We start from the raw sequence: 26,393 nt of genomic DNA on the forward strand, positions 1-26,393 counted from the left end.
GCTCCAAGTAAAGTGACAAAGTGCCTGAACTATTTCCAGTAAAGAACCAATATCAAATTAATGAAAAAGTGTTAAATTTAATATGGATAGGTGTTTTATATATGTCTCATTTGGCTAGGTCAGTTCAATTATCTTCGCATAATTGTTTGGGTTTATATTTGGAATACTTTTGTCTCAGTATCTTTCTTCCGATTATTTATCTAGTTTTAACTGTAAATGTAAATCAGTTAATTGATTTTCACTTACTTCACTTGGAGCATTTGTCATAAGACAGCTCGCACTCGCTGTTTTAGGGAATGCAATTGTATCACGAAGATTGGTGCGACCAGATAACAACATAATTAAGCGATCTAATCCGATTGCAATTCCGCCATGTGGTGGTGTGCCATATTCAAAAGCTTCTAACAAGAAACCGAATTGTGCATACGCCTCTTCCTTCGTAAATCCTAATAAGCTAAACATTTTCTCTTGAATGTCTTTTTCAAATATACGCAAGGAGCCTCCCCCAAGCTCATAGCCATTCAGCACAATATCATATGCTTGTGCTTTCACCGCTTTAGGATTCGTCTCCAGCAATTCTAAATCAGTTCTTTGGGGCATTGTAAATGGATGATGTGCTGCATAAAAACGGCCTTCTTCTTCGTCATATTCAAATAATGGCCAATCTGTAACCCAAAGGAAGTTAAACTTGCTCTGATCAATTAAATCTAGCTCTTTCGCTAATTTTAAACGTAACGCTCCTAATGCATCGGCAACAACGTTCTTTTTATCAGCAACGAATAATAATAGGTCACCAGCTTCTATTGATAAAGCTTGCTCTAATCCTTTTTGCTCTGTTTCGGAAATAAACTTAGAGATAGGTCCTTTTAATCCATCTTCTTCTACTTTTAACCAAGCAAGACCTTTTGCTCCATATACTTTTACAAACTCTGTTAATGCATCAATATCTTTACGAGAATACTTACTGCCAGCATTTTTTACATTAATTGCCTTTACTTGGCCACCTGTTTCAACTGCTGAAGCAAAAACCTTAAAGCTTGAGTCTTTTACAATTTCAGAAAGATCTACTAATTCCATTTCGAAACGAGTATCTGGTTTGTCTGATCCATATCTACTCATTGCTTCATCATATGGCATTCTTGGCATTGGTAAAGGAACGTCTATTCCTTTTACTTCTTTCATGATTTTTGCCATCATTTTTTCCATCATGCTCATGATGTCCTCTTGACTCATAAAGCTTGTTTCGATATCAAGCTGTGTAAATTCCGGTTGTCGATCTGCACGAAGGTCTTCATCGCGGAAACAACGAGCGATTTGATAGTATCTCTCTACGCCACCAACCATTAATAATTGCTTGAAAATTTGCGGTGACTGAGGTAGTGCGTAAAATTCACCTGGATGCACACGGCTTGGTACCAAATAATCCCTTGCCCCTTCAGGCGTGCTTTTCGTTAAAATTGGTGTTTCGATATCTAGGAATCCTTCACTATCAAGATAATCTCTCATCACTTTTGTTACTTGATGACGCATTTTCAATGTTTCAAACATAACAGGTCTTCTAACATCTAAATAACGATATTTTAAGCGTACATCTTCTGCAACATCTGTTTGATCAGAAATAACAAAAGGAGGAGTTTTCGCTTCATTTATGATTTTAATTTCATCTGCAATTATTTCGATTTTTCCTGTTTGAATGTTTTCATTGACTGTACCTTCTTGACGTGCAACTACTTTACCTTTTATATCAAGAACAAATTCATTTCTTACCTTATCAGCGATTTCGATTGCAGCTTTATTAATTTCTGGATTAAACACTACCTGTACTATACCAGTACGATCACGTAAATCAATAAATATTAGTCCGCCAAGGTCTCGTCTCTTTTGTACCCAACCCTTTAAAACAATACTTTCACCAATCGATTTTTCTGTTACTTCTCCACAAAAATATGTTCTTCCAAACATGAAGTATCCTCCCTATTGTCAACAATTGTATATGCCCTTTTTAATATTCCTACTGAGTCATTCATATGTTTTATTTTTAACTGTTTTCCATTGAAAACAGCCCTAAGATATGCTTAAAATGCTTCAAAATCCTTTAATGCATTTACAAGCTCCGTTAAATCTATTTCCTTTTGTTTTCCTGTTTCTAACTGCTTTAAGTTAATTTTGTTGTTTTGTAGTTCATTTTCTCCTAAAACAGCTACATATTTAGCATGGAGACGATCAGCAGCTTTAAATTGAGCTTTTACTTTCCTGTCAAGATAATCTCTTTCAGCAGAGAAGCCAGCTTGTCTAAGCTCATTTACTAATCCTACCGTATAATCCATTGCTTCTTCACCTAATGAAACTAAATAGCAATCCACTTTCTTTTCAATAGGTAATTTAATTTTTTCAGCTTCAAGGGCTGCAAGTAGTCTTTCTAAGCTCATTGCAAAGCCAATACCAGGAGCTTCTGGACCGCCTAGCTCTTGTGTTAAGCCATTGTATCTGCCGCCACCACATAACGTAGTAATCGCCCCGAATCCTTCTGCTTCACTCATTATTTCAAAAGCAGTATGGTTGTAATAGTCTAGACCTCTTACAAGGTTTGAATCTACTACAAAAGGAATATTTAAAGCTGCTAAATATTTTTGCACTTTTTCAAAATATGCCTTTGATTCTTCATTTAAATAATCTAATATCGAAGGAGCAGATTGCATTAACGGATGGGTATGATCTTTTTTGCAATCTAAGATTCTCATTGGGTTTTTTTCTAATCTTGTTTGACAATCATGACAGAATTCCTCAATGCTCGGTTTAAAGTGGGCCATTAATGCTTCACGATGAGCTTGTCTGCTTTCTTTATCACCTAAGCTGTTAACAACAACTTTTAGCTTCGATAACCCCATTGTTTGATAAACGGAAAAAGCAAGTGCTATAACTTCTGCGTCAATTGCAGGATCTTTACTTCCAATTGCCTCCACACCAAATTGAACAAATTGACGAAAGCGTCCAGCTTGTGGTCTTTCATAACGGAACATTTGTCCTAAATAAAAAAGCTTAATTGGCTGGGAAGCATATCCATGCATTTTATTCTCAACAAATGAACGAACAACCGCTGCTGTTCCTTCAGGTCTTAATGTTAGGCTTCTTTTTCCTCGATCCTCAAACGTATACATTTCCTTTGTAACAATATCTGTTGTGTCCCCAACGCTTCGTAAAAATAACTCTGTATGTTCAAATATAGGAGTACGGATTTCACTGTATTGATATCGATCACAAAGCTGTTTAATTTTTTCTTCAACATATTGCCACTTTTCTACAGTACCTGGCAAAATATCTTGGGTTCCTCTTGGAATATTAATATGCATTTTATGTATCCTCCCTGCTATTAAAAAGCGCCTATGTCTGCGCTGTATTCGTATAATTTCAAATAAAAAAATCTCGTCCCTTGCATCCATCTGAATACAAGGGACGAGATTTTTCCCGTGGTACCACCCTAATTGAAGATTTTCTTAAATCTTCCACTTTGCAGTTAACGCCTGCTCACGTTTCTACCTACTTTATGAAGCAAAATATTTTCAGAAGAAAGCCTCCCAGAGTGTTCTTTCTCTATGGCATCATGTAGAAATGCTTGCAGCCTAATGGACATTTCCTCTCTGTTCATGTGTTTCATAGATACTTTTCTCGATCAATGGCTTTACTAGATTATTTATTATTATCTCATTAATAATAAATAGGAACGATTATATTGTCAATAGGGTACAAACATGATTTTCCTACAGTTTATAATTTCCCTAATTGTTTCTTTAGTTTTTTTACTTCACCTAATGAAAGACCAAATTCAGATGCAAGTTCAACTGCATTAGAAGAATTTCCTTCTCTTTTTATGAAATCGTGAAAATCTACACCTAGTAATTTGGAATCAATTTCACTAACTGATAAACTTTTTTCGCCAAATCTCATGCATTTCACCCTTTTTTCTGTTATTTTTTTATAGTATTACCATGAGTAGCTAAAAAATATCATCAAAAATAAGTTTCTTGTCTAAATTTGATTAGAAAAAAGAAGAATATCTTAAAGGAATCTATATTCTAAATGAAGAATCCTATTTAAGTGCAAATTTATTCTAGTCATCATTAGACGATTTATGGAAGGAGTGCAGCTTGTTTGAAGAATATGAAATGGATGCTATTCCTTTTAGTCAGCATCTTCTTCATTCCTACACATCAACTTGTATCAGCAGAAAATCAATTAACCGTTCAAGCGAATACGGTGGTAAATGTTAGAGAAAATCCCGGGCTTGATCAAACCGTAATTGGAAAAATGGAGATAGGAAAAGCGTATCCCTTATTAAAAGAAGAAAAGGATTGGATAGAAATTCAATATACTTCTAGTTCTACTGGATGGGTTGCTGCTTATTTAGTAACAAAAAATGGTCAGAACACTGATAATGGAACAATAGAAACGGAACAGTCCAATTCTATTTCAACGAAAGCGACCATCACAGAAAATGGTCTCCGCTTACGAAAAGGACCTGGTACGAATTACCAAGTCATTACAACTTTAGGAAAAGGGATTGAGGTTACTGTTCTTTCCACTAGTGGAGATTGGTATCAAATCAAAACAAGTTTAGGATCTGGCTGGGTACATAATGATTATCTTCAATTTGGAAAGTCCGAAAGCCAATCAAGTACAATTGAGGAGACGGAAGATTCTAATCTGCAATCAGCGACTGTTATAGAGGATCAAGTTAATCTTCGCAGTAATCCATCTACAAACGCTGATATCATTGGCAAAATCAGTATAGACACTGTAATTACCATTATAGAAGAAGAAACGGAATGGGCAAAAATTCAATACTCTGGTAATATTGGCTGGGTACATAAAGACCTGTTAGAAAGTGGTGATATCGAAAGCAGAAAAGGACAAAAAACAGATAAAACGATTAAGCTTCTTTATGACAGAACAAATATTAGAAGTGATGCAACCGTAAATTCAAAGGTTTTACTTATTGCAGATAGCGGTGCAACCTTTCAAACCGTAGAAGTACTGGATGATTGGTATAAAATTAAGCTTTCAAACGGTGAATTCGGATATATTGCAGAATGGATTGTAGAAGACATCGCAACAGAAAGCGAAGATGCTAATGAAGGAAATTCTACTGATTTAAAAGGAAAGACCATTGTTTTAGACCCTGGTCATGGAGGAAAAGATAGCGGCACAATTGGGGTAATAGGTACATTAGAAAAGGATTTAAATCTTCGTACAGCTAAATTGCTTGCCAATAAACTAGAAGCTTCTGGCGCAAACGTAATCCTTACCAGAAAAGATGATATATTTATATCACTGCAAAGCAGGGTCGATATTAGTCATTTCTATCATGCCGATGCTTTTATCAGCCTTCATTATGATAGTATTAATGATAGCTCTGTTAATGGTGTCACTAGCTATTACTATACATCTAATCAGAAAAAACTTGCTACTAGCTTACATAAAAGTATTATTGATGCAACAAATCGAAAGGACAGAGGTGTTAGAAAAAATGAGTATGTTGTTCTAAAGCAAAATAGACAAGCAGCATCTCTATTAGAATTAGGCTATTTAAGTAATCCTGCTGAGGAACAAACTATGCTTTCTAGCAAATATCAAGAAACCATTTCTACGGCTATTTATCATGGTTTGGAGAATTATTTTAGTTATTAAGTTATGAAAAGGAAAAAACTTAACATAAGCAAAAAAGAACTTTCAAAGGAACAAATTCTTTGAAAGTTCTTTTTTATTTTCTTTTTTAGTAGTAGGATTATTTACTATCCAATATCAGTGTTACAGGTCCGTCATTGACTAGATGTACATCCATCATGGCACCAAATATGCCTGTTTCGACGGTTAGGCCGTGATTACGTAAAAGCATATTAAATTGGTCATATAGCTCTTTTGCCTGATCTGGTTTTGCTGCATTCATAAAATTGGGCCTTCTCCCTTTACGAGTATCTCCATAAAGGGTAAACTGAGAAATCGAAAGAATCGAGCCTTGTCTATCCAAAATACTTTCATTCATCTTCTCGTTTTCATCCTCAAATACGCGAAGATGGGCAATTTTATCTGCAAGATATTTCGCATCCTCTAGCACATCGCTATGTGTTATGCCAACTAGAAGAACAAAGCCTTTCTCTATAGATCCAACTACTTTTCCATCTACTTCTACCATTGCTTCTTTTGACCTTTGCAATACGACACGCATATCATTACTCCTTAGTTCATTATTCTTCGAACAGAATAGACATCTGGAATTTGTTTGATACGATCCACTACTTTATGAAGATGATTAACATTTAAAATCATTATGCTCATATTAATCGTAGCGACTTTGTTACGGTCAGATTTGCCAGATACTGCCGATATATTAGTTTTTGATTCATTTACTGCCTGTAGAACTTCGTTTAATAAACCTCTTCGATCATAGCCGCTTATTTCAATTTCGACATTATATTCTTTTCGATTATTTAAATTCGTTTCCCATTCAACTGGGATTAATCGAGCTTTTGCATCCTCTGTATCAATATTCGTACAATCCGCTCGATGGACTGAAACTCCTCGTCCTTTTGTAATGAATCCAACTATTTCATCACCAGGAACTGGGTTACAGCAGCGAGATAGACGGATTAATAAATTATCAATTCCAGTAACTCGAACACCTGAAGCGCTTTTTTTATTATTAGGGAATGACTTCAATTCCGCAACAGCATTTGTAATGGTAGATATTTGTTCTGCATCTCTCTTTTTACGCCATTTTTCTGTTAATCTATTTGCTACTTGGAGTGCAGTTATTCCATTATAGCCAACAGCTGCATACATATCATCTTCCGTCATAAAATTAAATTTCTCAATAACAATCTTTACATTTTCTGGTGTAAGAATTTCCTTAATATCAAACTCCATATTACGGATTTCTTTTTCAACTTGTTCCTTGCCTTTTTCAATATTCTCTTCGCGCCGTTGTTTTTTGAAAAATTGTCTAATTTTATTCTTTGCTTGGGAAGTCTGGGCTATTTTTAACCAATCCTGACTTGGTCCATAAGAATGTTTACTTGTATGAATTTCAATTATATCGCCTGTTTTCAACTTATAATCGAGGGTTACCATCTTTCCGTTCACTTTAGCACCAATGGTTTTATTCCCTATCTCTGAATGGATTCGGTATGCAAAGTCAATAGGTACAGAACCAGAAGGTAACTCAAATACATCTCCTTTTGGTGTAAAGACAAATACCATATCAGAAAATAAATCAATTTTCAGACTTTCCATAAACTCTTCCGCATTGACGATATCATCTTGGAATTCTAGTATTTCTCTAAACCAAGTTAATTTTTCTTCAAGAGAAGATCCTTCATTTACCGACTTTCCTTCTTTATATGCCCAATGTGCAGCAATCCCATATTCTGCAATTCGATGCATATCTTGTGTACGAATTTGTACTTCTAATGGGTCACCTTTTGGGCCGATTACAGTTGTGTGTAAGGACTGGTACATATTAGCCTTAGGCATTGCAATATAGTCTTTAAAACGACCTGGCATTGGCTTCCATCTTGTATGAATAATGCCTAAAATCGCATAGCAGTCTTTAATACTATTGACAACAATTCGAACTGCTAATAAATCATAAATTTCATTAAATTGTTTATTCTGAATAACCATTTTGCGATAAATGCTATATATATGCTTTGGTCTACCTGAAATATCAGCCAGAATATTTACTTCCTTCGTTCCTTCACGAATTTCAGTGATTACCTCATCTAAGTATTGTTCTCTTTCCGCTCTTTTTTTCTTCATCAAGTTTACAATACGATAATATTGCTGTGGATTCATATAACGTAATGCTGTATCCTCTAGTTCCCATTTAATAGTAGAAATTCCTAGACGATGTGCAAGTGGGGCAAAAATTTCCAATGTTTCATTTGAGATGCGGCGCTGTTTTTCAGCCGGTAAATGCTTCAGTGTTCTCATATTATGAAGTCTATCTGCAAGTTTAATTAAGATGACACGAATATCTTGCGCCATAGCTACGAACATTTTACGATGATTTTCTGCTTGCTGTTCTTCATGAGATTTATATTTAATTTTCCCGAGTTTCGTTACACCGTCAACGAGCATGGCCACTTCACTGTTAAATGCTTTAGTTATATCTTCTAAAGTAATTTCAGAATCTTCAACAACGTCATGGAGAAAACCTGCTGCAACTGTTGCTGGATCCATTTCTAAATCAGCCAAAATGCCTGCAACTTGGATTGGATGAATGATATATGGTTCCCCAGATTTTCTATATTGTTCACGATGAGCATCTCTTGCATATTCATAAGCCTTTTCAATAAAAGCTACGTGCTCCTCGTTTAAATATCCTCTAGTCTTATCGATGACTTGTTCGGCGGTTAATACTTGATCATTCGCCATGTAATCACCTTTCATATCACAATTATATTATTATATTTAAACATTCTTTCTATTTCACTATTTTTAAGCTAAGCACATTAAAAAGAATAAAATTTATTTTAGAATGATTATTACTATTATCGAAAAAAAAAGGAAGATTGTAAAGGGATTGGAAGTAAATTTTATACAGAAACATAGAAAAATGTCGAATGAAGGCGATTTCTATAAAAAACTAGTGAATTTTCTTCCTTTTTTCCGTTTTAAATTAATTTCTTTTTATAATATATTTGTTGCAATAAGTGCACCGTCTAAAATTCATGTTTGATTGCTTTGGTCTAGCTCAAGCCTAACTTAGCTTCTGGGAAGCCAAACCCTTATCTTAGTCCCAATAATATGTCTACATATAGTCGGCTGGTCCCTTATGCTTAAAAATATCCACAAGAAAAAACTTAGGAAACTGCCTTAGTTTATGAAAAAGAGCGCTCTTAATTAGCGCTCCCTCAAAATATTTAAGCTAAAACAATCCTTCTATGGATTAATATTCCATTAATGTTAAAACATCGTATCCATCTAAATTTTTACGTCCTTCAAGATAAGATAATTCAATTAAAAATGCAATACCAGCTACAATGCCACCTAGCTCTTCTACTAATTTAATTGTTGCTTCAATTGTTCCACCTGTTGCTAATAAATCGTCTGTAATTAGGACACGCTGACCTGGTTTAATAGCATCCTTATGGATTGTTAATACGTCTTTACCGTACTCTAATCCATATTCTACTTTAATTGTTTCTCTTGGCAATTTTCCTTCTTTTCGCACTGGTGCAAAACCCACTCCAAGGGAATATGCAACTGGACAGCCAATGATAAACCCTCTAGCCTCTGGTCCTACAACTATATCAATTTCTTTTTCTTTCGCATACGCTACAATTTGATCTGTTGCATATCTATATGCTTCGCCATTATCCATTAATGTTGTAATATCCTTGAATCTGATCCCTTCTTTTGGCCAATCTTCAACGATCGTAACAAATTGTTTTAAATCCATTCTTTTACTTCCTCCTCATTATTAACGGATTTTATTAGAATAAGATCAAACCAATTTTTTAGTTGCTCATAAGATGAATAAATTAATTCATTTTCTAGCTCAAATTGCGCTTGCTTTTGTTGAAATGAGATCGACTCTGATAAATCTCTTTTCGGTACATTCTTATTCAATGAAATAAATCCATCCTTCATTGTAACAAAATTTAGTTCAAAAAACACCTTTGACATAAAATCTACCGTTTCTTTGCTCCAACCTTTCCTTCTAGCAAGCTCGCCACCAAATTTATCAAGGTGAAACATTCCCTGTTTTGCCAAAAATGCATAGAACCATTTGAAATGGTCACGAGTTGGCATTGTACTAAAAAAATCACTTTGTTGTTTATAAAAAACGGCATAGATTCTTTCAGGTTGATTGTTAGCAAGCAATGTTTTTAACATATCCAAATTTGGAGGATAATCTGCAAGGACGATAGACTTATCCATCGAAACAAGTAAGGCAGCATCCTCTATCGTTTCAATTACCTGGTAGGAGACTCGCAGTTCCATCCCTTTTGGAACAGAATCTTGATGGAAAAAGATCCAGAGAGCATCCATAGGAACTGTTTCATATAAATGATCCATTTTCCTTAAACTTCTATAGTCAAACAACTGCCAGTGAGAAACCTCCATATCTTGTATAAAGATTTGTGGTTTTTTACGATTATTCCATTCATTTATTGAAAGCTCACCAAGAACAGATACCTTCGCACTTGGTGAAATATGATCACATAGCTCTCCAATTCCAAATCCTATTCCATCTAAATCAAATTCGTCTTGCTTTAAGATAATCTTTAAATGGTTTTGATTGGAGCCTATTTTCCTCATATTCTCTATTTCTAGGTCATGAAAAGTCATTTTCGGCTTGGGATTATCTACTCCAAACGGAGCAAGCATTTGCATATCTTCGATTGATTTGATGGAAATCTCTTTTAGAGAAAAGCTTCCATCCACCTTTGTTAGTGGAACGAGATTGTCTTTCGTTAGTTGTTCAAAGGCTAATTTATTTAAGTTACTTCTCAGCACTTCTACATCATCTATTTTTAATGACATTCCTGCTGCCATAGGATGTCCACCAAAATGAGGAAGAATATCTCTGCATGTGGATAAATTATGATACAAATCAAAGCCTTCTATACTCCTAGCAGAACCTTTAGCAATTCCCTTTTCATAATCAAAGCTTAATACAATCGTTGGACGGTAAAATTTCTCCACTAATCTGGAAGCAACGATTCCGACCACACCAGGATTCCAGCCATCTTTTCCAACAATAAGAACATTATTTTCTGTTAAAGGATAATATTGTTCAACTTGAGCGATAGCTTCCTCTGTTATTTGATTAACAATTGCTTGTCTCTCTTTATTTGTTTCTTCCATTTCTAGTGCAAGTTCTTTGGCTAAGCCGGGATCTTCTGTTAGCAATAGCTCTACAGCAGGATCTGCACTACCAAGTCTACCAATTGCATTTATTCGTGGCGCTAGCATAAACCCGATTGTTTCTTCATTAATGGAATTTTTCTCCACATTCATTTGACGATATAAAGCATTTAAGCCAATATTATCTGTTTCTTGTAAGGCTTTTATCCCTTTTTTGGCAAGGAGACGATTCTCACCAGTCAAAGAAACAAGATCGGCAATTGTTCCTATTGCAGCAAATGGCAATAAAGGAAGGGGAGCATGGCCAAGTAGTGCATGGGATAACTTGAAGGAAACACCAACCCCTGCTAAATCACGAAAAGGATACTTGCTACCCTCTATTTTCGGATGTATGATTGCAAGAGCCTCTGGCAAAATCGGACCTGGCTCATGGTGATCTGTAATGATTAGATCTATCTCTAATTCTTTTGCCACTTCTGCTTCATGAACAGCAGCAATACCTGTATCAACCGTGATAATTAATTGCACTCCAATGCTTTTTGCATAACGAAAAGCACCTTCGTTTGGTCCATAGCCTTCTGTAAATCGGTTTGGAATATAAAATTCTACATTAGCACCAAGACTCTCTAATGTTTTCATCATGACTGTTGTACTGGTTACCCCATATAGTGATAGGTAAAATTTTGATACAATCTCCACTTTTTCCCCCACTTCACACCGTACGTGAGAGTTTCCCCTCATACGGCGTTCCATCGAGAATGTTCAAAGCTATTTTAATCTACATAACTTAACAGAATTCACTTTTTCACAAAATTAGTTATATAAGTCCGTTTATATCGTTATTTCATCAAGTTCCATTTTCTTACGTAAGGTGTTCAATTTATTTAAACTTTGTTTATTAGGTATAAGTTGAATGTATCTAGAGATTGTTTCTTCATCAACAGCATGTAATAAAATGTGAATTTCCCTATCTATTAAACAGAGGTTTTTGTATTCATCAGTTCCTCCCATAGTTCTTGGGATAATATGATGACAATGTATCGAGTACGGATTAAGTTCATTTCCTGTAACTCTACATTTACCTCTTTGTCCACTAAATAAAGCAATTCTATTGTCGTTATACTCCACACTTCTGTTTCTAACTGGATTTTCCATGAGAAATCTCATTGTTGATATATTAACTGTAGTTAGATTCTTGTGTATTTCTAAGCGACCTTCTTTAGTATACGCATTTACGATGTTCCTTTTCATCATTGGACTTTTGTGCTTTATAAATCCAATAGGTAGAAAAGGGTCGGTTGAGACAAATCGCATTTGCTTGCTGATTCCGTATTCTTTTCTGATGAATTCAGATGATATGTGACCTGTCTTTTTGACCCGTCTTTTCATACGGTGGTCTTTAAGACATGCATTAACTTCATATGCTATGTTGCCCATATCTTGGGATATCATTGTTGCAATACGGAAGTATTGATGAAGCCCTATGACGGTTGAGTTGTATAATGCTACCTTTCGCTGTTGGTCATTAGTTCCACTATCATATCTAATTCCATTAATAAGTTCTTTTAGATTGTCTTTGGTTCTTTGTTTCGCTTTATCACACATTTGACTTTTGACAATCCATCTGCTTCCTTTTGGAATAAGTTTCATTTTAAAGCCAAGGAATTCTGAATAATCCTTTTTGAGATTTACTATTTTGGATTTCTCTTCGCTTATTTCTAGGTCAAGTCTATCCTTTAACCATTTCTGTGTAGCTATAAAAAGCCTCTTAGCATGGTTAGGGTTATTACAGAATACTTTGAAGTCATCCGCATATCGAACAATGTAACATTCTTTAAGCTTTGTTTTTCTCAGAGTTCTGTATTTGTATCCTTTATCAGCGTGTCCATCCTTTTTCTTATGATATTGTAATAAGTTCTTTTTGGTACGGATGTTTTCCCACTGACTTTCAATCCACATATCAAGTTCGTTAAGAACTATATTTGATAGTAACGGAGATAGGATACCACCTTGAGGTGTGCCTTTTGGATTTTCAATTATTTCCCCATTCGGTAGCTTGATTTTAGCTTTAAGCATTTTGGAAATTATGCATAGTAAATTTTTATCTCTTATTCCTAGTGTCCACATTTGTTTAAGAAGCTTCACATGAGATACATTATCGAAAAAACCTTTAATGTCTATATCAATCACATAGGACATTTTGGATTTCTGCATTAGCCTATAACTTTGTGCTATTGCGTTTTCAACTGACCTATTTGGTCTGAATCCATGACTTCTATCTGAGAATTTTGCTTCAACAATCGGTTCTAGGACTTGTAATATACATTGTTGGATTACTCTATCCCATATGGCTGGTATTCCTAGTGGTCTAGTTTCACCGTTTGGCTTTGGTATTTCAACTCTTCTTACTGCTTTAGGTTTGTAGTCTCTTAGCTTATTCCTTACATAGCCTATAAATTGTTCCTCTGTAAGTTTTGCAATGTCGGTAATCTTACGACCATCGACACCAGCCGTTTTACTCCCTATGTTTTTCTTGATGTTACGATACGCTAATTTATTGTTTTCAGATGAACTAATGATACCCATTAAATTCTTGAACATACTACCAGATTTACTTTGTTCATGTAGCATGTCAAACGTATCTTGCATTCTGTAGTATTCGGCATTTCTTAGCTTGGACTTTTTAACATTTTGTACGATTCGTGAATTTGCCACAGCCATCAACCCCTTTCTCAAGTGGTGATTCTATTAGTCATACTCGAATCTGTGTAAATGTTATGCATTTATTAGCCTTTGAATTTCCCGACTAGAGCCTATCCCTCCACCACTTGTTATCATGGTTTCAAAGGTACTATGACTCCACTCTCACGAAGATAAATCAGTTTTAGTAGGGGCAATGCCTCTTTATTTACTGAACTGCTTCAAAGGTAGGTTAATACCTCCACATTCTTCGCTTTCCACGTTCCGATTCCTCTATCCTTACATATATCCTTAGGTTTCTCCTATGGTCCTGTATGCTAGAGCTTGCCTGTAACAAGCTATGGGCTTTCATAACGCCAGATTCTTACTTACCCACACATACGATGGCACTGCCACCTGTTGCATTTCTACAACATCTACGTCTAGACCCGTACATTCAGAGATTCGTCAGTGCTTATGCAGCACATTCTAACCATAGATTTTTATGGACTCCCGGCATATAGGATACACCATCCACCTCTGGACAGCTTTCGTGTTAGTTATGACCTAACTTACGATATCTCTCTGCCGACTTTACCGAGCTTCATACCCTTCTATTTAACCTTAGAAAAGGCATGTCGGAGTATCAGAGTAGGCATTTCAAGGCGTTACCCTATCATTCTACCTATCAAGAAATCAGTTCTCCTAGGGATATTAAGCGACTCCCTAGTGCCTAACCTTTTCCGTTAGGAACGTGTCGCACCCGCGTCATAATCACCAAAGATTAAAATTGATTCCTTATTAGCGATTGCTTTTCGTATTCTTTCCACCGCTATGTCCATTCCTAATAACAAAAACGGGTCATGAAATTCATTATTATCATCATATAAAAATGCTTTTGCCTCTTGTGTTGTATGATATCCTCTTCTTAATAATAGAGAGGCAACAATTGGGGATATTTTTAATTCTTCTGCTAATACAGATGCTTTTTCTTTATTTGGGATTTCTTCTTGTATCCATCTTTTTTTAGAACGTAACATTCAATCACCTCAATCTAACTATTATACAAGTTAAAAGAAGTGGTTTCAATCTAAGATCAATGGAAAAAGCCTTACGCTATTTTTAAAAAAAATTCACCTTTTGCAAAGATTTATGAATAGGGGGTAATATTTGTTTATCCTATAAAAAGATGCCTATACAGAAAAGAATGATAGTAATAAACAAAGCATCTTCTCTGCAAGGCATCTAGTTTTTATTTTGAATCTATGGGAGCATCAAAATTTTTATTTTTACTATTGTTTTTTTCTTCCCGTTCTCTTTTTTCTTTCTCTAATTGTTTAACACGTCTTTGCAATGAATAAATACGAATCATTCCAGCTGATCCAATAATTAGACCGCCAAGAAGAACAGAAATTAAAATAACTAAAATAAGCGGCCATTGCCCTACCCCAAATAAATAATTAACAGATACTGAATCTACATTAATAACTGCGAATACTGCAACGATTAATGCAAAGATAATTCCAAACAACATATTCCATTGAATTTTCACTTTCTTCCTCCGTTTTTCATACTTTCTATCCTTATTATTTCCTAATTTCCTATTTCTCACTAAATTAAACGAAAAATGGCCTGCCTCCAATTAATTTAGGGGACAGGCATCTATTAAAATTATTACACTTGTGGCTCATCAGAAATTGGACGTTTTTCCTTATACGTAACTAAGACACCTTTTCTCTTCAATTCCTTCTTCTTCCACACATACCATAGCTGTGATGCAATAAAGATAGAAGAATATGCACCACCAATTAAACCAATTAATAAAGCTAGTGAGAAGTTTGTTATTGCATTGCTACCAAATAGTAATAGAGCAACTACACAAATGACAACTGTTAATACTGTATTTATCGAGCGAGCAAATGTCTGTCTAATACTCGTATTAATAATATCTTTTATTTCTTGCGATGTTTTAATGCGCTTCTTCTTCGCTAGATTTTCTCTTATACGGTCAAAGGTAACAATTGTATCATTAATAGAATAACCTACAATGGTCAACACAGCTGCAATAAAGGTAATATCTACTTCCAGTCGCGTAATACTAAAGATTACTAAAATAAAGAATGCATCATGAAGAAGTGCTATTACAGCAGCCAATGCCATATAAATTTCAAAGCGAATCGTTACATAAAGAATAATCCCAATAGAAGAAAAAACAATTGCATAAATAGCATTTTTAGCAAGTTCTTTTCCAACTGTTGGAGAAACACTGCTTACATTTGGATCATGACCATACTTATTTTCAAATTCTGCTTTAATTGTATTAATTTTATCTTGGCTTAAATCACCTTTAATACGAATAGCAGCTACATTTTGCTCATCACCTGAAATAATAATATCATCTGCTTTTACATTCAGCGTGTCCAATTGATCCTCAATTTCAGCAGTTGTTAATGCTTTGTCTGCCATTACTTCTATACGTGATCCACTTGCAAAATCAATTCCAAGGTTAAGCTTGAATATAAACATAATGACAAGCCCTGCAACAATTAAAATACTTGAAATAGTAAAAAATACATTTTTATATTTCACAAAATCTAGGCGATCGAATTTTGTTGGCAAGGTTAATGTATCATAATTTTCATTTATGTGTTTTACATCTTTCTTGTTTACGCCAAACCAGGTAATCTTTTTATCAAAAGCCTTACTCTTAACAAGTAAACCAAGCAATAAACGCGAGCCGTAGACTGCAGAAACAAAGCTCATTAAAATACTGACAATTAACAATGTCGCAAACCCTTTAACAGAGCTTGTCCCATAAACAAATAGAATGATAGCTGCAAGCATAGTTGTTAAATTGGCATCAACTACGGTTGAAGTTGAATTTTTATTTCCAGCCTGAACAGCAGCTCTTAGTGACTTTCCTACTCTTAATTCATCCTTAATTCTTTCATAAGTAATGATGTTTGCATCTACTGCCATACCAACCCCGAGAATAAGTGCTGCAATACCTGGAAGTGTTAGTACACCATTCATTAAGTCCAGGACGAGCAGATTTAAATAAACATAAATAGATAGTGTAATAACAGCCACTAATCCTGGTAGACGATAGTATAAAAGCATAAATAAAAATACGATTCCTACACCAATTATACCCGCTTTTACTGTATCTTTTAATGCCTGATCTCCAAACTGAGCGCCAACACTAGTGGAATATTCCTCAGTCAATTTTACTGGTAAAGCTCCTGCATTTAATAATTCCGCTAATCGAGTAGCCTCATCCACTGTAAAATTACCAGTGATAGAAACCGTATCGGAATTAATGACTTCACTTACCATTGGTGCTGATAAATATTTAGGCTCTTCCTTTGCTGCCTCTTCACTATAAGAATCTCCATCTTCAAAATCTAACCAGATTACCAATGGACTACCTAAAACAGATTCAGTTACTTCTTTAAACTTATTTGCATCTTTAAGCTTTAAAGAAACACTAGGTTTGCCATACTGATCAAATTCTTGGGCAGCTCCACCTTGCACTAGATCAGAGCCATCCAGTAATTTCTTATCTTGAATATCTCTAAATGTTAAATTTGCTTCTGTTGAAAGCATTTCTCTAGCTTCATTTTGATCTGTAATTCCTGCTAGCTGTACTCTTATTCGGTCATTGCCTTCAATTTGGATAACTGGTTCACTAACTCCTAAAACGTTAATCCTTTTATCCAAAGCTTGGGCCGTGCTTTTTAATGCCGATTCATCAATTTTCCCTTTTCCCTTTTCCAGTGGCTCTACTTTATATAGCACTTCAAAGCCACCTTGCAGGTCTAATCCTAGCTTAATCTCACCTAAAATCTTATTGGTTGTTCCTCCCATTAATCCTGCCGCCAAAACAATGATTAATAAAAAAGCAACAATTCTACTGCGTTTAACCATTATGTATTAATCCTCCTCATGTAATACAAAGCAGAAACTTCCCCACTTATGGCCATACTTTACCGTTGGTTGGCCAAACTAAATGATGTCATCTTTTTAATATGAACCTTTCAATCGGCTGTTATTCTATTTTCTAGATGTCTCACTTCTTTCAAGTAACTTAATAATAGCAAGTACTTCAAATTATTTAGAATAAACTCATTATGGAACAGTTTATCATGACTGTCAATTTGTATAAGAAAAATATACTAGTAAAATTATTCTACCTGTCACATAAATTTAACGCCTTTTTGTTCATCCCTATTCTTTCCTTTCTAAATCCTTTAAAAATAGCTCCAAAAGAAGTTAAGAGGAAGCTTTTGATTATTCCTTCGACAGAAGCTTTCTTTATTTCAATAATTCTTTTTTCTCTTCTTCTGATAAGACAGAAAGCAAATCTGTTGTTTTGAATGCCTCGATAGTAGCATAGTTCATGAAGTTTGCTACCTTAACATTAAGTATATCCTGCACTAATTCTGCGATTCTAATAGCTTCAGAGGGCTTTTTCCATTTTTTCTTTGTCAAAAACACCCACAGCTCGTCTTCCTTAATGGTGTCATAACCAAGTAAATGAAACTCTTCTATTTTACTATTTAATGCAGGCTTTACTTGTGAACGATACTGGTCATATATATGTGTTGACGACATTCCAATCCACTCCATTACAGTCATTTTATGTTTAATCTATAATCATGAGCAATCTCTGTTACCAAAGCAACAATATTTTGAAAACAACCCTTTATAAAATAGCTTCTTTGCAATCAACACGTTTACTTTTAAAAAACCTTGTCATGCTTTGTCCACATTGTTGCATATAGATAATTGTATAGTATTATTCGCTATTTGAGAAGGCAGGGAATAAAATGTCTAAGTTTTTAAAAGGAACAATGATTTTACTTATAGCTGGATTTATTACCAGAGTATTAGGATTTATAAATCGAATTGTGATTGCACGGTTTATTGGAGATGATGGGGTTGGGCTTTATATGATGGTATATCCAACAATGATTTTAGTTGTTACCATCACTCAACTTGGACTACCTGTTGCCATCTCTAAAAATGTGGCAGAAGCGGAAGCGGAGGGTAATTTACGTAAAGTAAAGAGCATATTAATTGTTTCATTAAGTACAACCCTAGGCTTAACTCTCCTATTTACACCAGCTTTATTTCTTTTGGCTCCTTATCTTTCTCAAACATTGTTTACAGATGAACGGACACTTTTGCCGCTTCTTGCGATTACGCCAATCATACCCATTATTGCTGTTTCCTCTGTATTAAGAGGATATTTTCAAGGAAGACAAAACATGAAGCCTGCAGCAACCTCGCAAGTAATTGAACAAGTCATTCGTATTGCATTGATTGCCACCTTAACAAAAGCGTTTTTACCACTTGGTGTTGAATATGCTGCAGCTGGCGCAATGTTAGCATCTGTTCTTGGTGAACTAGCTTCCTTGTTTTATTTACTAGCATCCTTTAAATGGAGAAAAACATTCCATTTACGGAAAAGGTTCTTTCAATACGTACATAATGGGAAAAGTACTTTTCAAGAGCTAATGACTATTGCATTACCGACTACAGGGAGCAGAATGGTTGGAAGCATCGCTTGGTTTATTGAACCAATTGTTGTTGCTCACAGCTTATCTATAGCAGGTCTCTCTGCTGTAAATGCAACAAAACAGTATGGGGTATTAACTGGATTTGCGCTTCCACTCTTGATGCTGCCATCCTTCTTTACTCAATCCTTATCAACTTCTCTTGTTCCTGCAATTAGTGAAGCCAAAGCAAGTAATCAATTAAAGCTAATTGAGCATTTATTACAGCAAGCACTTAAATTTACCTTTATGACGGGTGGCCTAGCCATTATTGTGCTCTATGTATTAGCAGAGCCTTTAATGACCATTATGTATGGAAGTACAAGAGGAACCTCTTTCATTCAATTAATGGCACCTTTTTTTATTCTCAATTATTATCAAGGACCTCTCCAAGCAGCTTTGCAAGCCTTGAATTTTGCCAGAGCAGCAATGATTAATAGTTTTATTGGCGCCGGTGTAAAAACAGGGTTGATTTTGCTTCTTGCAAGTAGGCCAGAATTCGGAATATACGGTGTAGCCATTGCGTTAATTGTGGGGTTTGTTTTAGTAACAATGCTCCATTTTGCAACAATCTTAAAGACAATTAGCTTTTCTATAATTGTCAAAGATTATCTGAAAATGCTACTTAGTATTTCCTTAACGGCATATTTAGGAACCTTTTTAGTCAAGACTATTTCATTTTCTTCTATCTTATTGCAATTAATTAGTATTACAAGCATCATATGTATTTTTTATGTAATATTGCTTTTCCTTTTCCGTTTAATGACCAAAAAAGATTTAGCAAAAATCCCATGGTTTGGCCGCTTTTTCTCTTAAATATTTATTTTACTAGCAATCAGCAGATGTTGAAAAACATTCCACTGATTGCTTTTGCTATCTTGTAAACGATTATCAGAATGTTTTTTAATGATCCATTAAATCAATATAAAATTCCCCATCTTGGTAGCTGCAAAATGATATGTTTTTAATATTGGTATAGCCTTTTTCTTTTAATTGCTGCCTAAGCCATAAATTTGTTTTGCCTATTTTTGTTAAATTACTTTCTTGAATGATCCCATCCATAATGAGTGGGATGGTAATAGATAGTTTATTTTTTTCTTTTTCAAATACAGATAATTTTCCTGATGTTTCCAATATCGCAAATTCTACATCTGCAATATTGCGGATGTTTTTTTCTCTCAGCTGAATTAATAAATCATCATAATTATATCGCTGACTTTTCATTGCTGTTTCATCAATTTCGCCATTTTTGATGATAAAGGTTGGTTCTCCTTCAATAAAATCGCGCATTTTTTTGCTTTTCAAGGATAAGAATGCTAGTAACACTTGAATGGATAAAAGAATAAACATTGGCAATAAAGTTGGCAATAGAGGATCCTGATAATCTTCTATTGCGACAACAGCTATTTCAGCAATCATGATGAAAACAACTAAATCTAATATACTTAATTCTCCTATTTCCCTTTTTCCCATTAAGCGAAAAATAAGAACGATAAGCACATATATCAAAATCGTTCTAAACAAAATGATCAAATATTGTTCCACATTATCTCCTCCGATCAAATATGTTCCCTATTTAATCTGCACCATACAGAAAAAATAATACGAGAAAGAACACGTTGACACATCACCAAACACTGAAAAACTGCTATCTAAATAGGGATAATCTGAAGGTGATTCTTTCATTTTGCACATCTTAATCAGAAAAATACGATTTCAACTATTTTTTTATTCTATTTTTACTTGTACTGAATATGCTTGTACTAGAATACTTTTATAGAAGATTTAAGATGGGGTGGAAAGGAGAGGTTTACAATCGAAGAGAGTAAGCATGTTGGCAGTTCTGTTTTATACGGATTAATTGCCATTTTCATTATGTTAATAACGAGTAGTTTATTCTTTTCCTTATTATTAAGATTTACATCTATTCAAGAATCATCTCTGCAATATATTATTACTGCTGTATCGTTTATTACTTTGTTTGCAGGTGGTTTTATTTCAGGTGGGAAAGGGAAAGAAAAAGGCTGGTTTCTAGGCGGTCTTACAGGGCTAATCTATTCTACCATCATTTTTTTATTTTCCTTTTTAGGATCTGATCAGCTATTTACGATGGAGCAAACAATTTATCATGTATGTTATACGCTTATTTGTATGATGGGTGGAATTTTGGGTGTAAATCTTTCAAAAAATAATTAATAACACACTTAAAAATGTATATTTACCGCAACTAAAAAAATAAAAAGTGCAATCTTATTGGTAAGACTGCACTTTTTGCTCTTATTCTTCTACTTTGTCTAAAGTTGGGCTTGCAACTGTTGCGGAAGATTCTACAACTTCACGAATTGCATTGCGATCAAAAGTTAAGCGTGAACCATCTTTTGATTTTAATACAATTGTCCCCTCATCAATTGCATCGATTGTAGCATGCATGCCGCCAATCGTGACAATCTTATCCCCTTTTTTCAAGCTACTCTGCATATCGCGTACAGATCTTTGACGCTTTTGCTGTGGACGAATTAGCAAGAAATAGAATAATACAAACATTAAAATAAACGGTAATAAACTTGCAAGTTGTGCCATTTATATTTCCCCTCCTTTCAAGTTCTTCTATTAAAAGTTTTTAGCGTTCGGTTTATTAAATCCATAACGTTCGAAAAACTCTTCTTTGAAATCTCCTAAACGGTCATTTCTGATCGCATCTCGGACATTCTCCATTAAGTTTAACAGAAAATATAGATTATGGTAAGATGTAAGCCTTATTCCGAATGTTTCGTCACATCGAATAAGATGACGAATATACGCACGACTGTAATTTTTACAAGTATAGCAATCGCATTCTGGATCTAAAGGTCCAAAATCTCTTGCATATTTAGCGTTTTTAACGACTAGTCGTCCTTCGCTTGTCATCACTGTTCCATTTCTTGCGATTCTTGTCGGCAATACACAGTCAAACATATCAATCCCACGAATAGCACCCTCAATTAAAGAATCTGGTGAACCTACTCCCATTAAATATCGTGGCTTATTATCTGGCATTAGAGGGGTTGTAAACTCAAGTACACGATTCATAACGTCTTTTGGTTCACCAACCGATAATCCACCTACTGCATACCCAGGTAAGTCTAATGAAACAAGGTCCCTTGCACTTTGCTTGCGAAGTTCCTCATATTCTCCACCTTGAATTATGCCGAATAATCCTTGATCTTCTGGACGATTATGTGCCTTTAAGCAACGCTCTGCCCATCGGGAAGTTCGTTCCACCGATTTCTTCATATATTCATATTCCGCAGGATAAGGAGGACATTCATCAAATGCCATCATAATATCTGACCCTAAAGCATTTTGTATTTCCATTGCTTTTTCAGGAGAAAGGAATAATTTGTCCCCATTTAAATGATTTCTAAAGTGCACGCCTTCTTCTTCAATTTTGCGGAAATCACTTAAACTAAAGACTTGAAACCCACCAGAATCCGTTAAGATCGCCTTATCCCAATTCATGAATTTATGAAGACCACCAGCTTCTTTCACGATTTCATGTCCTGGTCTTAGCCATAAATGGTAGGTATTACTTAAAATGATATTTGCTCCCATTGATTTTAAATCTTCTGGAGCCATCGTCTTCACGGTTGCTAACGTTCCAACCGGCATAAAAGCAGGTGTCTCAAAAGAACCGTGTGGTGTATGTACTATGCCCAATCTAGCACCTGTTTGCTTACATGTTTTTATGAATTCATAACGTATTGCTGTCAAATTATTTTCTCCTTTATATAAAGTGAAACTTCCATCGATTCATCAACTTCCTATCGTTTTTTACATAATGATATTTATTAAACAAACTTATAGAATCAACTATATATTCTAATGAATATCACTGCGAAACTCAAGTAATTCGTGAACCTATCTTCCTTTATCTAACGTATAAACATAGCATCGCCAAAACTAAAGAATCGATATCTTTCTTTTACTGCCGTTTCATAAGCATGAAGTACATTTTCTCTTCCAGCTAGTGCACTAACTAACATTATCAAAGTTGATTTAGGTAAATGAAAATTCGTAATCATTCCATCAATTCCTTTAAACTCATAGCCAGGATAAATAAAGATACTTGTCCATCCACTGCTTTCTACAAATTTTCCGTTATTTGCGGATGCAATTGTTTCAAGTGTTCGAGTAGACGTTGTCCCAACGGAAATAATCCGCCCACCTTCTGCACGTACTTTATTTAATAATGATGCCGTTTCTCCATTAATTTGATAAAATTCGGCGTGCATTTCATGCTTATCTACTTCTTCTACATTAACAGGACGGAAGGTACCAAGACCAACATGAAGAGTAATAAATGCAATATGTACTCCCTTTTCTTTCAAAGCATCCAATAAATCAGTTGTAAAATGTAGTCCAGCTGTCGGAGCAGCCGCAGAGCCTCTTTCTTTTGCATAAACTGTTTGATAACGATCTTGATCGTCTAATTTTTCTTTAATATATGGCGGCAACGGCATCTCACCAAGTTGATCTAGAATCTCATAAAAAATCCCTTCATACTGAAAATCGAGAATCCGACCTCCGTGCTCTAATTCTTTTACACACACAGCTTTTAATTTACCGTCTCCAAAGGTAATAATCGTACCTTCTTTTACCCTTTTAGCAGGCTTGACAAGTGTTTCCCATTTGTCTTCCTCTTGTTGCTTTAATAAAAGCACCTCGATATGTGCTCCAGTATCTTCTTTCTCGCCATGTAATCTTGCTGGCAATACTCTTGTATCATTTAATACTAGACAATCACCAGGATTGATATACTCATAAATATCCTTAAATTTGCGATGCTCTAATTCACCAGTATCTTTATTTACAACCATTAATCGACTACTTGTGCGATCCTCTAAAGGAGTTTGTGCGATTAATTCTTCTGGTAAATGAAAATCAAATAAATCTACTTTCATGTCTGTCACCTATTCTTTCTTTCATGCAATTAAAATCTTAACGAAATTTTCCTATAAAATAAAAAACGAGCGATAAAACAATACTAATTACAATGCAAGTTGTAATCGGAAAATAAAAAGTCGAATGTTCTTTTTTTATTAGAATGTCACCAGGAAGCTTTCCAATAGGGACAAATTGCATGATAAGCCCGATCAGAAATACAATTATGCCGATGATCATTATATATTTGGAAATTTCATTCATCATTCTCTTCCTTTATATCATTTGTTTTATTTTATAGATTGGCTGTTTTCGTAAAGTTTGTTGCGATTACCCGCAGCCGGAATACACTTCGATTGAGGCCACTGAAAAAGTGTATTACCTGGTGAATCGGTAGTTACCAAACCATTCTAACTTAGTGTAGGCTTTTGTTTTCCGAGGCTTACCGCTCGCTTTCCGTGGGGCTAAGCTTAAGCCTCTCAGCTTTCGCCTCCGGGGTCTCAGACTGTCTCGCTAATCCCACAGGAGTCTTCGTGTATTCCGGCTGCTCCATTTTACCAACTAATTCTTTTTTCCTATTGAAAAAACAACAATCCTTTAGAAAACAGCCTATAGATTAGAAAATTTATTCAGGTTTAATATTTAAATGATCATAAACAAGATGTGTAACACTTCTCCCTCTAGGAGTTCGTTGCAAGAAACCAATCTGAAGCAAATATGGTTCATAAACATCTTCAATTGTATGAGCTTCTTCTCCAATAGTTGCTGCAATCGTTTCTAATCCGACTGGTCCACCCTTAAATTTATGAATCATTCCTAGTAATAATTTATGGTCAATATGATCTAACCCTAAACGGTCAACCTGTAAAAGTTCAAGTGAATTGTCCGCCAAATCTTTAGTAATCATCCCATCTCCCTTTACTTGGGCAAAATCACGTACTCTTCGTAAAAGGCGATTGGCTATTCGGGGAGTCCCTCTCGAACGTCTTGCTATTTCCCATGCAGCAAGTTCTTCCATCCCAATTTGTAGAACATCAGCTGTTCTCACAACAATATCTTTGAGCTGTTCTATTTCATAATATTCTAGTCTAGATAAAACTCCAAACCGATCTCTTAACGGTGCAGAAACAGAACCAGCTCTTGTTGTTGCACCAACGAGAGTGAAAGGGGGCAAATCAAGCCGAACAGATCGAGCACTAGGTCCTTTCCCAATAACAATATCTAAACAATAATCTTCCATCGCTGGATATAAAACTTCTTCTATTGCACGTGGCAACCGATGAATCTCATCTATAAACAGCACATCCCCGGGCTCTAACGCAGTTAATATTGCTGCCAAATCACCAGGCCTTTCAATCGCTGGACCTGCAGTTGTTCTAATATTAACTCCCATCTCATTAGCAATAATCGTCGCAAGCGTAGTTTTCCCAAGTCCTGGTGGTCCATATAATAAAACATGGTCCAGTGCTTCTTCTCTAAATTTAGCAGCCTCAATAAACACCTTTAAATTTTCTTTTACTTTATCTTGACCAATATACTCATGTAATTGAATAGGACGCAGACTTTTTTCAAACGATAAATCCTGCGTATCTGCTTCACTTGAAATGATTCGATCATCCATACCATTCACTCCCTTCCATAAGTCCTCAAGTAAATCTACGTATTTACTACTATTCTTTATTCAATCTATTGATTTCCCCTATGGAAAAACAAGAATCTTAAAAAAGCTAACATCTTATCTTTTTAACAGAAGCTTTAATGCCAGCTTGATATATCCATCTGTTGTTAACTGCTCCTTTTTTAAATGAGGAGAAATTTTCTTCACCTCTTTTTCTGAATATCCAAGAGCTGTTAACGCTAGAATTGCCTCATCCATTGCTGAATCACTTTCTACTTTGGCTAATTGCTTATCTACTGTAAATAAATCTGGGGAGGAATCTTGCATAAAATCAGCTAATTTCCCTTTTAAGTCCAGAATCATCTGTCTTGCCGTTTTCTTTCCAACGCCTGGAAATTTCACAAGAAACGCTTCATCTTCTGCTTCTATTGCAGATATAACCTGACTTGGTTCTCCAGATGCAAGAATAGCCAATGCTCCTTTGGGCCCAATTCCAGAAACATTTAGAAGCTTTGTAAATAAGGCTTTTTCATCTTGTGAACGAAAACCATATAAACTAATATTATCTTCTCTAACATAATGGTAGGTAAATACTGTAATCTTGTTACCCGAAAAGGCTGAAAATGAAAATGGATTAGGTGTTTTAATCTGATAACCAATTTCATTATTTTCGATTACGATATATTCGGGTCCAACAAATTCTACATTTCCTTTTATATATTCATACAAATTAAATTCTCTCCCTTATA

At 35.1% G+C, this 26,393-nt stretch carries 22 protein-coding genes and 1 other annotated feature; of the genes, 3 read left to right on the forward strand and 19 right to left on the reverse strand.

The window, feature by feature from the left end; genetic code table 11:
* Positions 1-192 precede the first annotated feature (192 nt).
* From aspS to QQZ16_RS22390, 3 genes are all read right to left on the reverse strand, one after another.
* Positions 193-1,962, reverse strand: coding sequence for an aspartate--tRNA ligase (aspS, locus tag QQZ16_RS22380; RefSeq protein WP_031540605.1), 1,770 nt, complete (start codon positions 1,960-1,962; stop codon positions 193-195).
* Between the two features lie 113 nt (positions 1,963-2,075).
* Positions 2,076-3,350, reverse strand: a complete 1,275-nt coding sequence (hisS, locus tag QQZ16_RS22385; RefSeq protein WP_031540606.1) for a histidine--tRNA ligase — start codon at positions 3,348-3,350, stop codon at positions 2,076-2,078.
* Positions 3,351-3,446: 96 nt separating this feature from the next.
* Positions 3,447-3,683 (reverse strand) — a binding site (T-box leader).
* Positions 3,684-3,765: 82 nt separating this feature from the next.
* Positions 3,766-3,945, reverse strand: a complete 180-nt coding sequence (locus tag QQZ16_RS22390) for a hypothetical protein (RefSeq protein WP_031540607.1) — start codon at positions 3,943-3,945, stop codon at positions 3,766-3,768.
* 213 nt (positions 3,946-4,158) lie between these two features.
* On the opposite strand from QQZ16_RS22390, the gene QQZ16_RS22395 reads away from it, so the two are divergent.
* The gene (locus QQZ16_RS22395) at positions 4,159-5,685 is read left to right on the forward strand and encodes an N-acetylmuramoyl-L-alanine amidase (RefSeq protein WP_284561829.1); all 1,527 of its coding nucleotides are present in this window, start codon (positions 4,159-4,161) and stop codon (positions 5,683-5,685) included.
* A gap of 97 nt (positions 5,686-5,782) precedes the next feature.
* On the opposite strand, the gene dtd is transcribed toward QQZ16_RS22395, so the two are convergent.
* From dtd to QQZ16_RS22440, 9 genes are all read right to left on the reverse strand, one after another.
* The gene (gene dtd / locus QQZ16_RS22400; RefSeq protein ID WP_031540609.1) at positions 5,783-6,223 is read right to left on the reverse strand and encodes a D-aminoacyl-tRNA deacylase; all 441 of its coding nucleotides are present in this window, start codon (positions 6,221-6,223) and stop codon (positions 5,783-5,785) included.
* Between the two features lie 11 nt (positions 6,224-6,234).
* Positions 6,235-8,430: a RelA/SpoT family protein gene (locus QQZ16_RS22405; RefSeq protein WP_284561830.1), complete on the reverse strand. Its 2,196-nt coding sequence runs from the start codon at positions 8,428-8,430 to the stop codon at positions 6,235-6,237.
* Between the two features lie 514 nt (positions 8,431-8,944).
* The gene (locus QQZ16_RS22410; RefSeq protein ID WP_031540612.1) at positions 8,945-9,457 is read right to left on the reverse strand and encodes an adenine phosphoribosyltransferase; all 513 of its coding nucleotides are present in this window, start codon (positions 9,455-9,457) and stop codon (positions 8,945-8,947) included.
* A complete protein-coding gene (gene recJ, locus QQZ16_RS22415) occupies positions 9,448-11,568 on the reverse strand; it encodes a single-stranded-DNA-specific exonuclease RecJ (RefSeq protein WP_235247727.1) in 2,121 nt (706 codons plus the stop codon). Before recJ ends, QQZ16_RS22410 begins: the two co-directional genes overlap by 10 nt.
* 132 nt (positions 11,569-11,700) lie before the next feature.
* Positions 11,701-13,584 (reverse strand): group II intron reverse transcriptase/maturase, encoded by a 1,884-nt coding sequence (gene ltrA, locus QQZ16_RS22420; protein ID WP_446715484.1) that lies wholly within the window; start codon positions 13,582-13,584, stop codon positions 11,701-11,703.
* A 710-nt stretch (positions 13,585-14,294) separates the two neighbouring features.
* Positions 14,295-14,588, reverse strand: a complete 294-nt coding sequence (locus tag QQZ16_RS22425; RefSeq protein WP_235247730.1) for a hypothetical protein — start codon at positions 14,586-14,588, stop codon at positions 14,295-14,297.
* Positions 14,589-14,800: 212 nt separating this feature from the next.
* Positions 14,801-15,100 (reverse strand): LapA family protein, encoded by a 300-nt coding sequence (locus tag QQZ16_RS22430; RefSeq protein WP_031540617.1) that lies wholly within the window; start codon positions 15,098-15,100, stop codon positions 14,801-14,803.
* Between the two features lie 122 nt (positions 15,101-15,222).
* Entirely contained in the window at positions 15,223-17,475 is a 2,253-nt protein-coding gene (secDF, locus tag QQZ16_RS22435; protein WP_031540618.1) for a protein translocase subunit SecDF, read from the reverse strand.
* A gap of 387 nt (positions 17,476-17,862) precedes the next feature.
* A complete protein-coding gene (locus tag QQZ16_RS22440; RefSeq protein ID WP_031540619.1) occupies positions 17,863-18,162 on the reverse strand; it encodes a post-transcriptional regulator in 300 nt (99 codons plus the stop codon).
* A gap of 215 nt (positions 18,163-18,377) precedes the next feature.
* On the opposite strand from QQZ16_RS22440, the gene spoVB reads away from it, so the two are divergent.
* Positions 18,378-19,922 carry a stage V sporulation protein B gene (spoVB, locus tag QQZ16_RS22445; protein ID WP_031540620.1) on the forward strand — a complete coding sequence of 515 codons (1,545 nt, stop codon included), beginning with the start codon at positions 18,378-18,380 and terminating at the stop codon, positions 19,920-19,922.
* 87 nt (positions 19,923-20,009) lie between these two features.
* On the opposite strand, the gene QQZ16_RS22450 is transcribed toward spoVB, so the two are convergent.
* Positions 20,010-20,651 carry a DUF421 domain-containing protein gene (locus QQZ16_RS22450; RefSeq protein WP_031540621.1) on the reverse strand — a complete coding sequence of 214 codons (642 nt, stop codon included), beginning with the start codon at positions 20,649-20,651 and terminating at the stop codon, positions 20,010-20,012.
* Between the two features lie 270 nt (positions 20,652-20,921).
* On the opposite strand from QQZ16_RS22450, the gene QQZ16_RS22455 reads away from it, so the two are divergent.
* Positions 20,922-21,302: a TIGR04086 family membrane protein gene (locus tag QQZ16_RS22455; protein WP_031540622.1), complete on the forward strand. Its 381-nt coding sequence runs from the start codon at positions 20,922-20,924 to the stop codon at positions 21,300-21,302.
* An 81-nt stretch (positions 21,303-21,383) separates the two neighbouring features.
* Here the strand turns inward: QQZ16_RS22455 and yajC are convergent, their stop codons facing one another.
* From yajC to ruvA, 6 genes are all read right to left on the reverse strand, one after another.
* Positions 21,384-21,686 carry a preprotein translocase subunit YajC gene (gene yajC, locus QQZ16_RS22460; protein WP_031540623.1) on the reverse strand — a complete coding sequence of 101 codons (303 nt, stop codon included), beginning with the start codon at positions 21,684-21,686 and terminating at the stop codon, positions 21,384-21,386.
* A 30-nt stretch (positions 21,687-21,716) separates the two neighbouring features.
* A complete protein-coding gene (gene tgt / locus QQZ16_RS22465; protein WP_031540624.1) occupies positions 21,717-22,856 on the reverse strand; it encodes a tRNA guanosine(34) transglycosylase Tgt in 1,140 nt (379 codons plus the stop codon).
* 161 nt (positions 22,857-23,017) lie between these two features.
* Positions 23,018-24,046, reverse strand: a complete 1,029-nt coding sequence (queA, locus tag QQZ16_RS22470; protein ID WP_284561802.1) for a tRNA preQ1(34) S-adenosylmethionine ribosyltransferase-isomerase QueA — start codon at positions 24,044-24,046, stop codon at positions 23,018-23,020.
* A gap of 37 nt (positions 24,047-24,083) precedes the next feature.
* Entirely contained in the window at positions 24,084-24,290 is a 207-nt protein-coding gene (locus tag QQZ16_RS22475) for a DUF2905 domain-containing protein (protein ID WP_031540626.1), read from the reverse strand.
* Positions 24,291-24,651: 361 nt separating this feature from the next.
* Positions 24,652-25,647, reverse strand: a complete 996-nt coding sequence (gene ruvB, locus QQZ16_RS22480) for a Holliday junction branch migration DNA helicase RuvB (RefSeq protein WP_031540627.1) — start codon at positions 25,645-25,647, stop codon at positions 24,652-24,654.
* A gap of 114 nt (positions 25,648-25,761) precedes the next feature.
* A complete protein-coding gene (ruvA, locus tag QQZ16_RS22485; RefSeq protein WP_031540628.1) occupies positions 25,762-26,373 on the reverse strand; it encodes a Holliday junction branch migration protein RuvA in 612 nt (203 codons plus the stop codon).
* Positions 26,374-26,393: the final 20 nt, after the last annotated feature.

The sequence above is a fragment of the Bacillus sp. T2.9-1 genome (genome assembly GCF_950097965.1).
GTDB lineage: Bacteria > Bacillota > Bacilli > Bacillales > Cytobacillaceae > Niallia > Niallia hominis.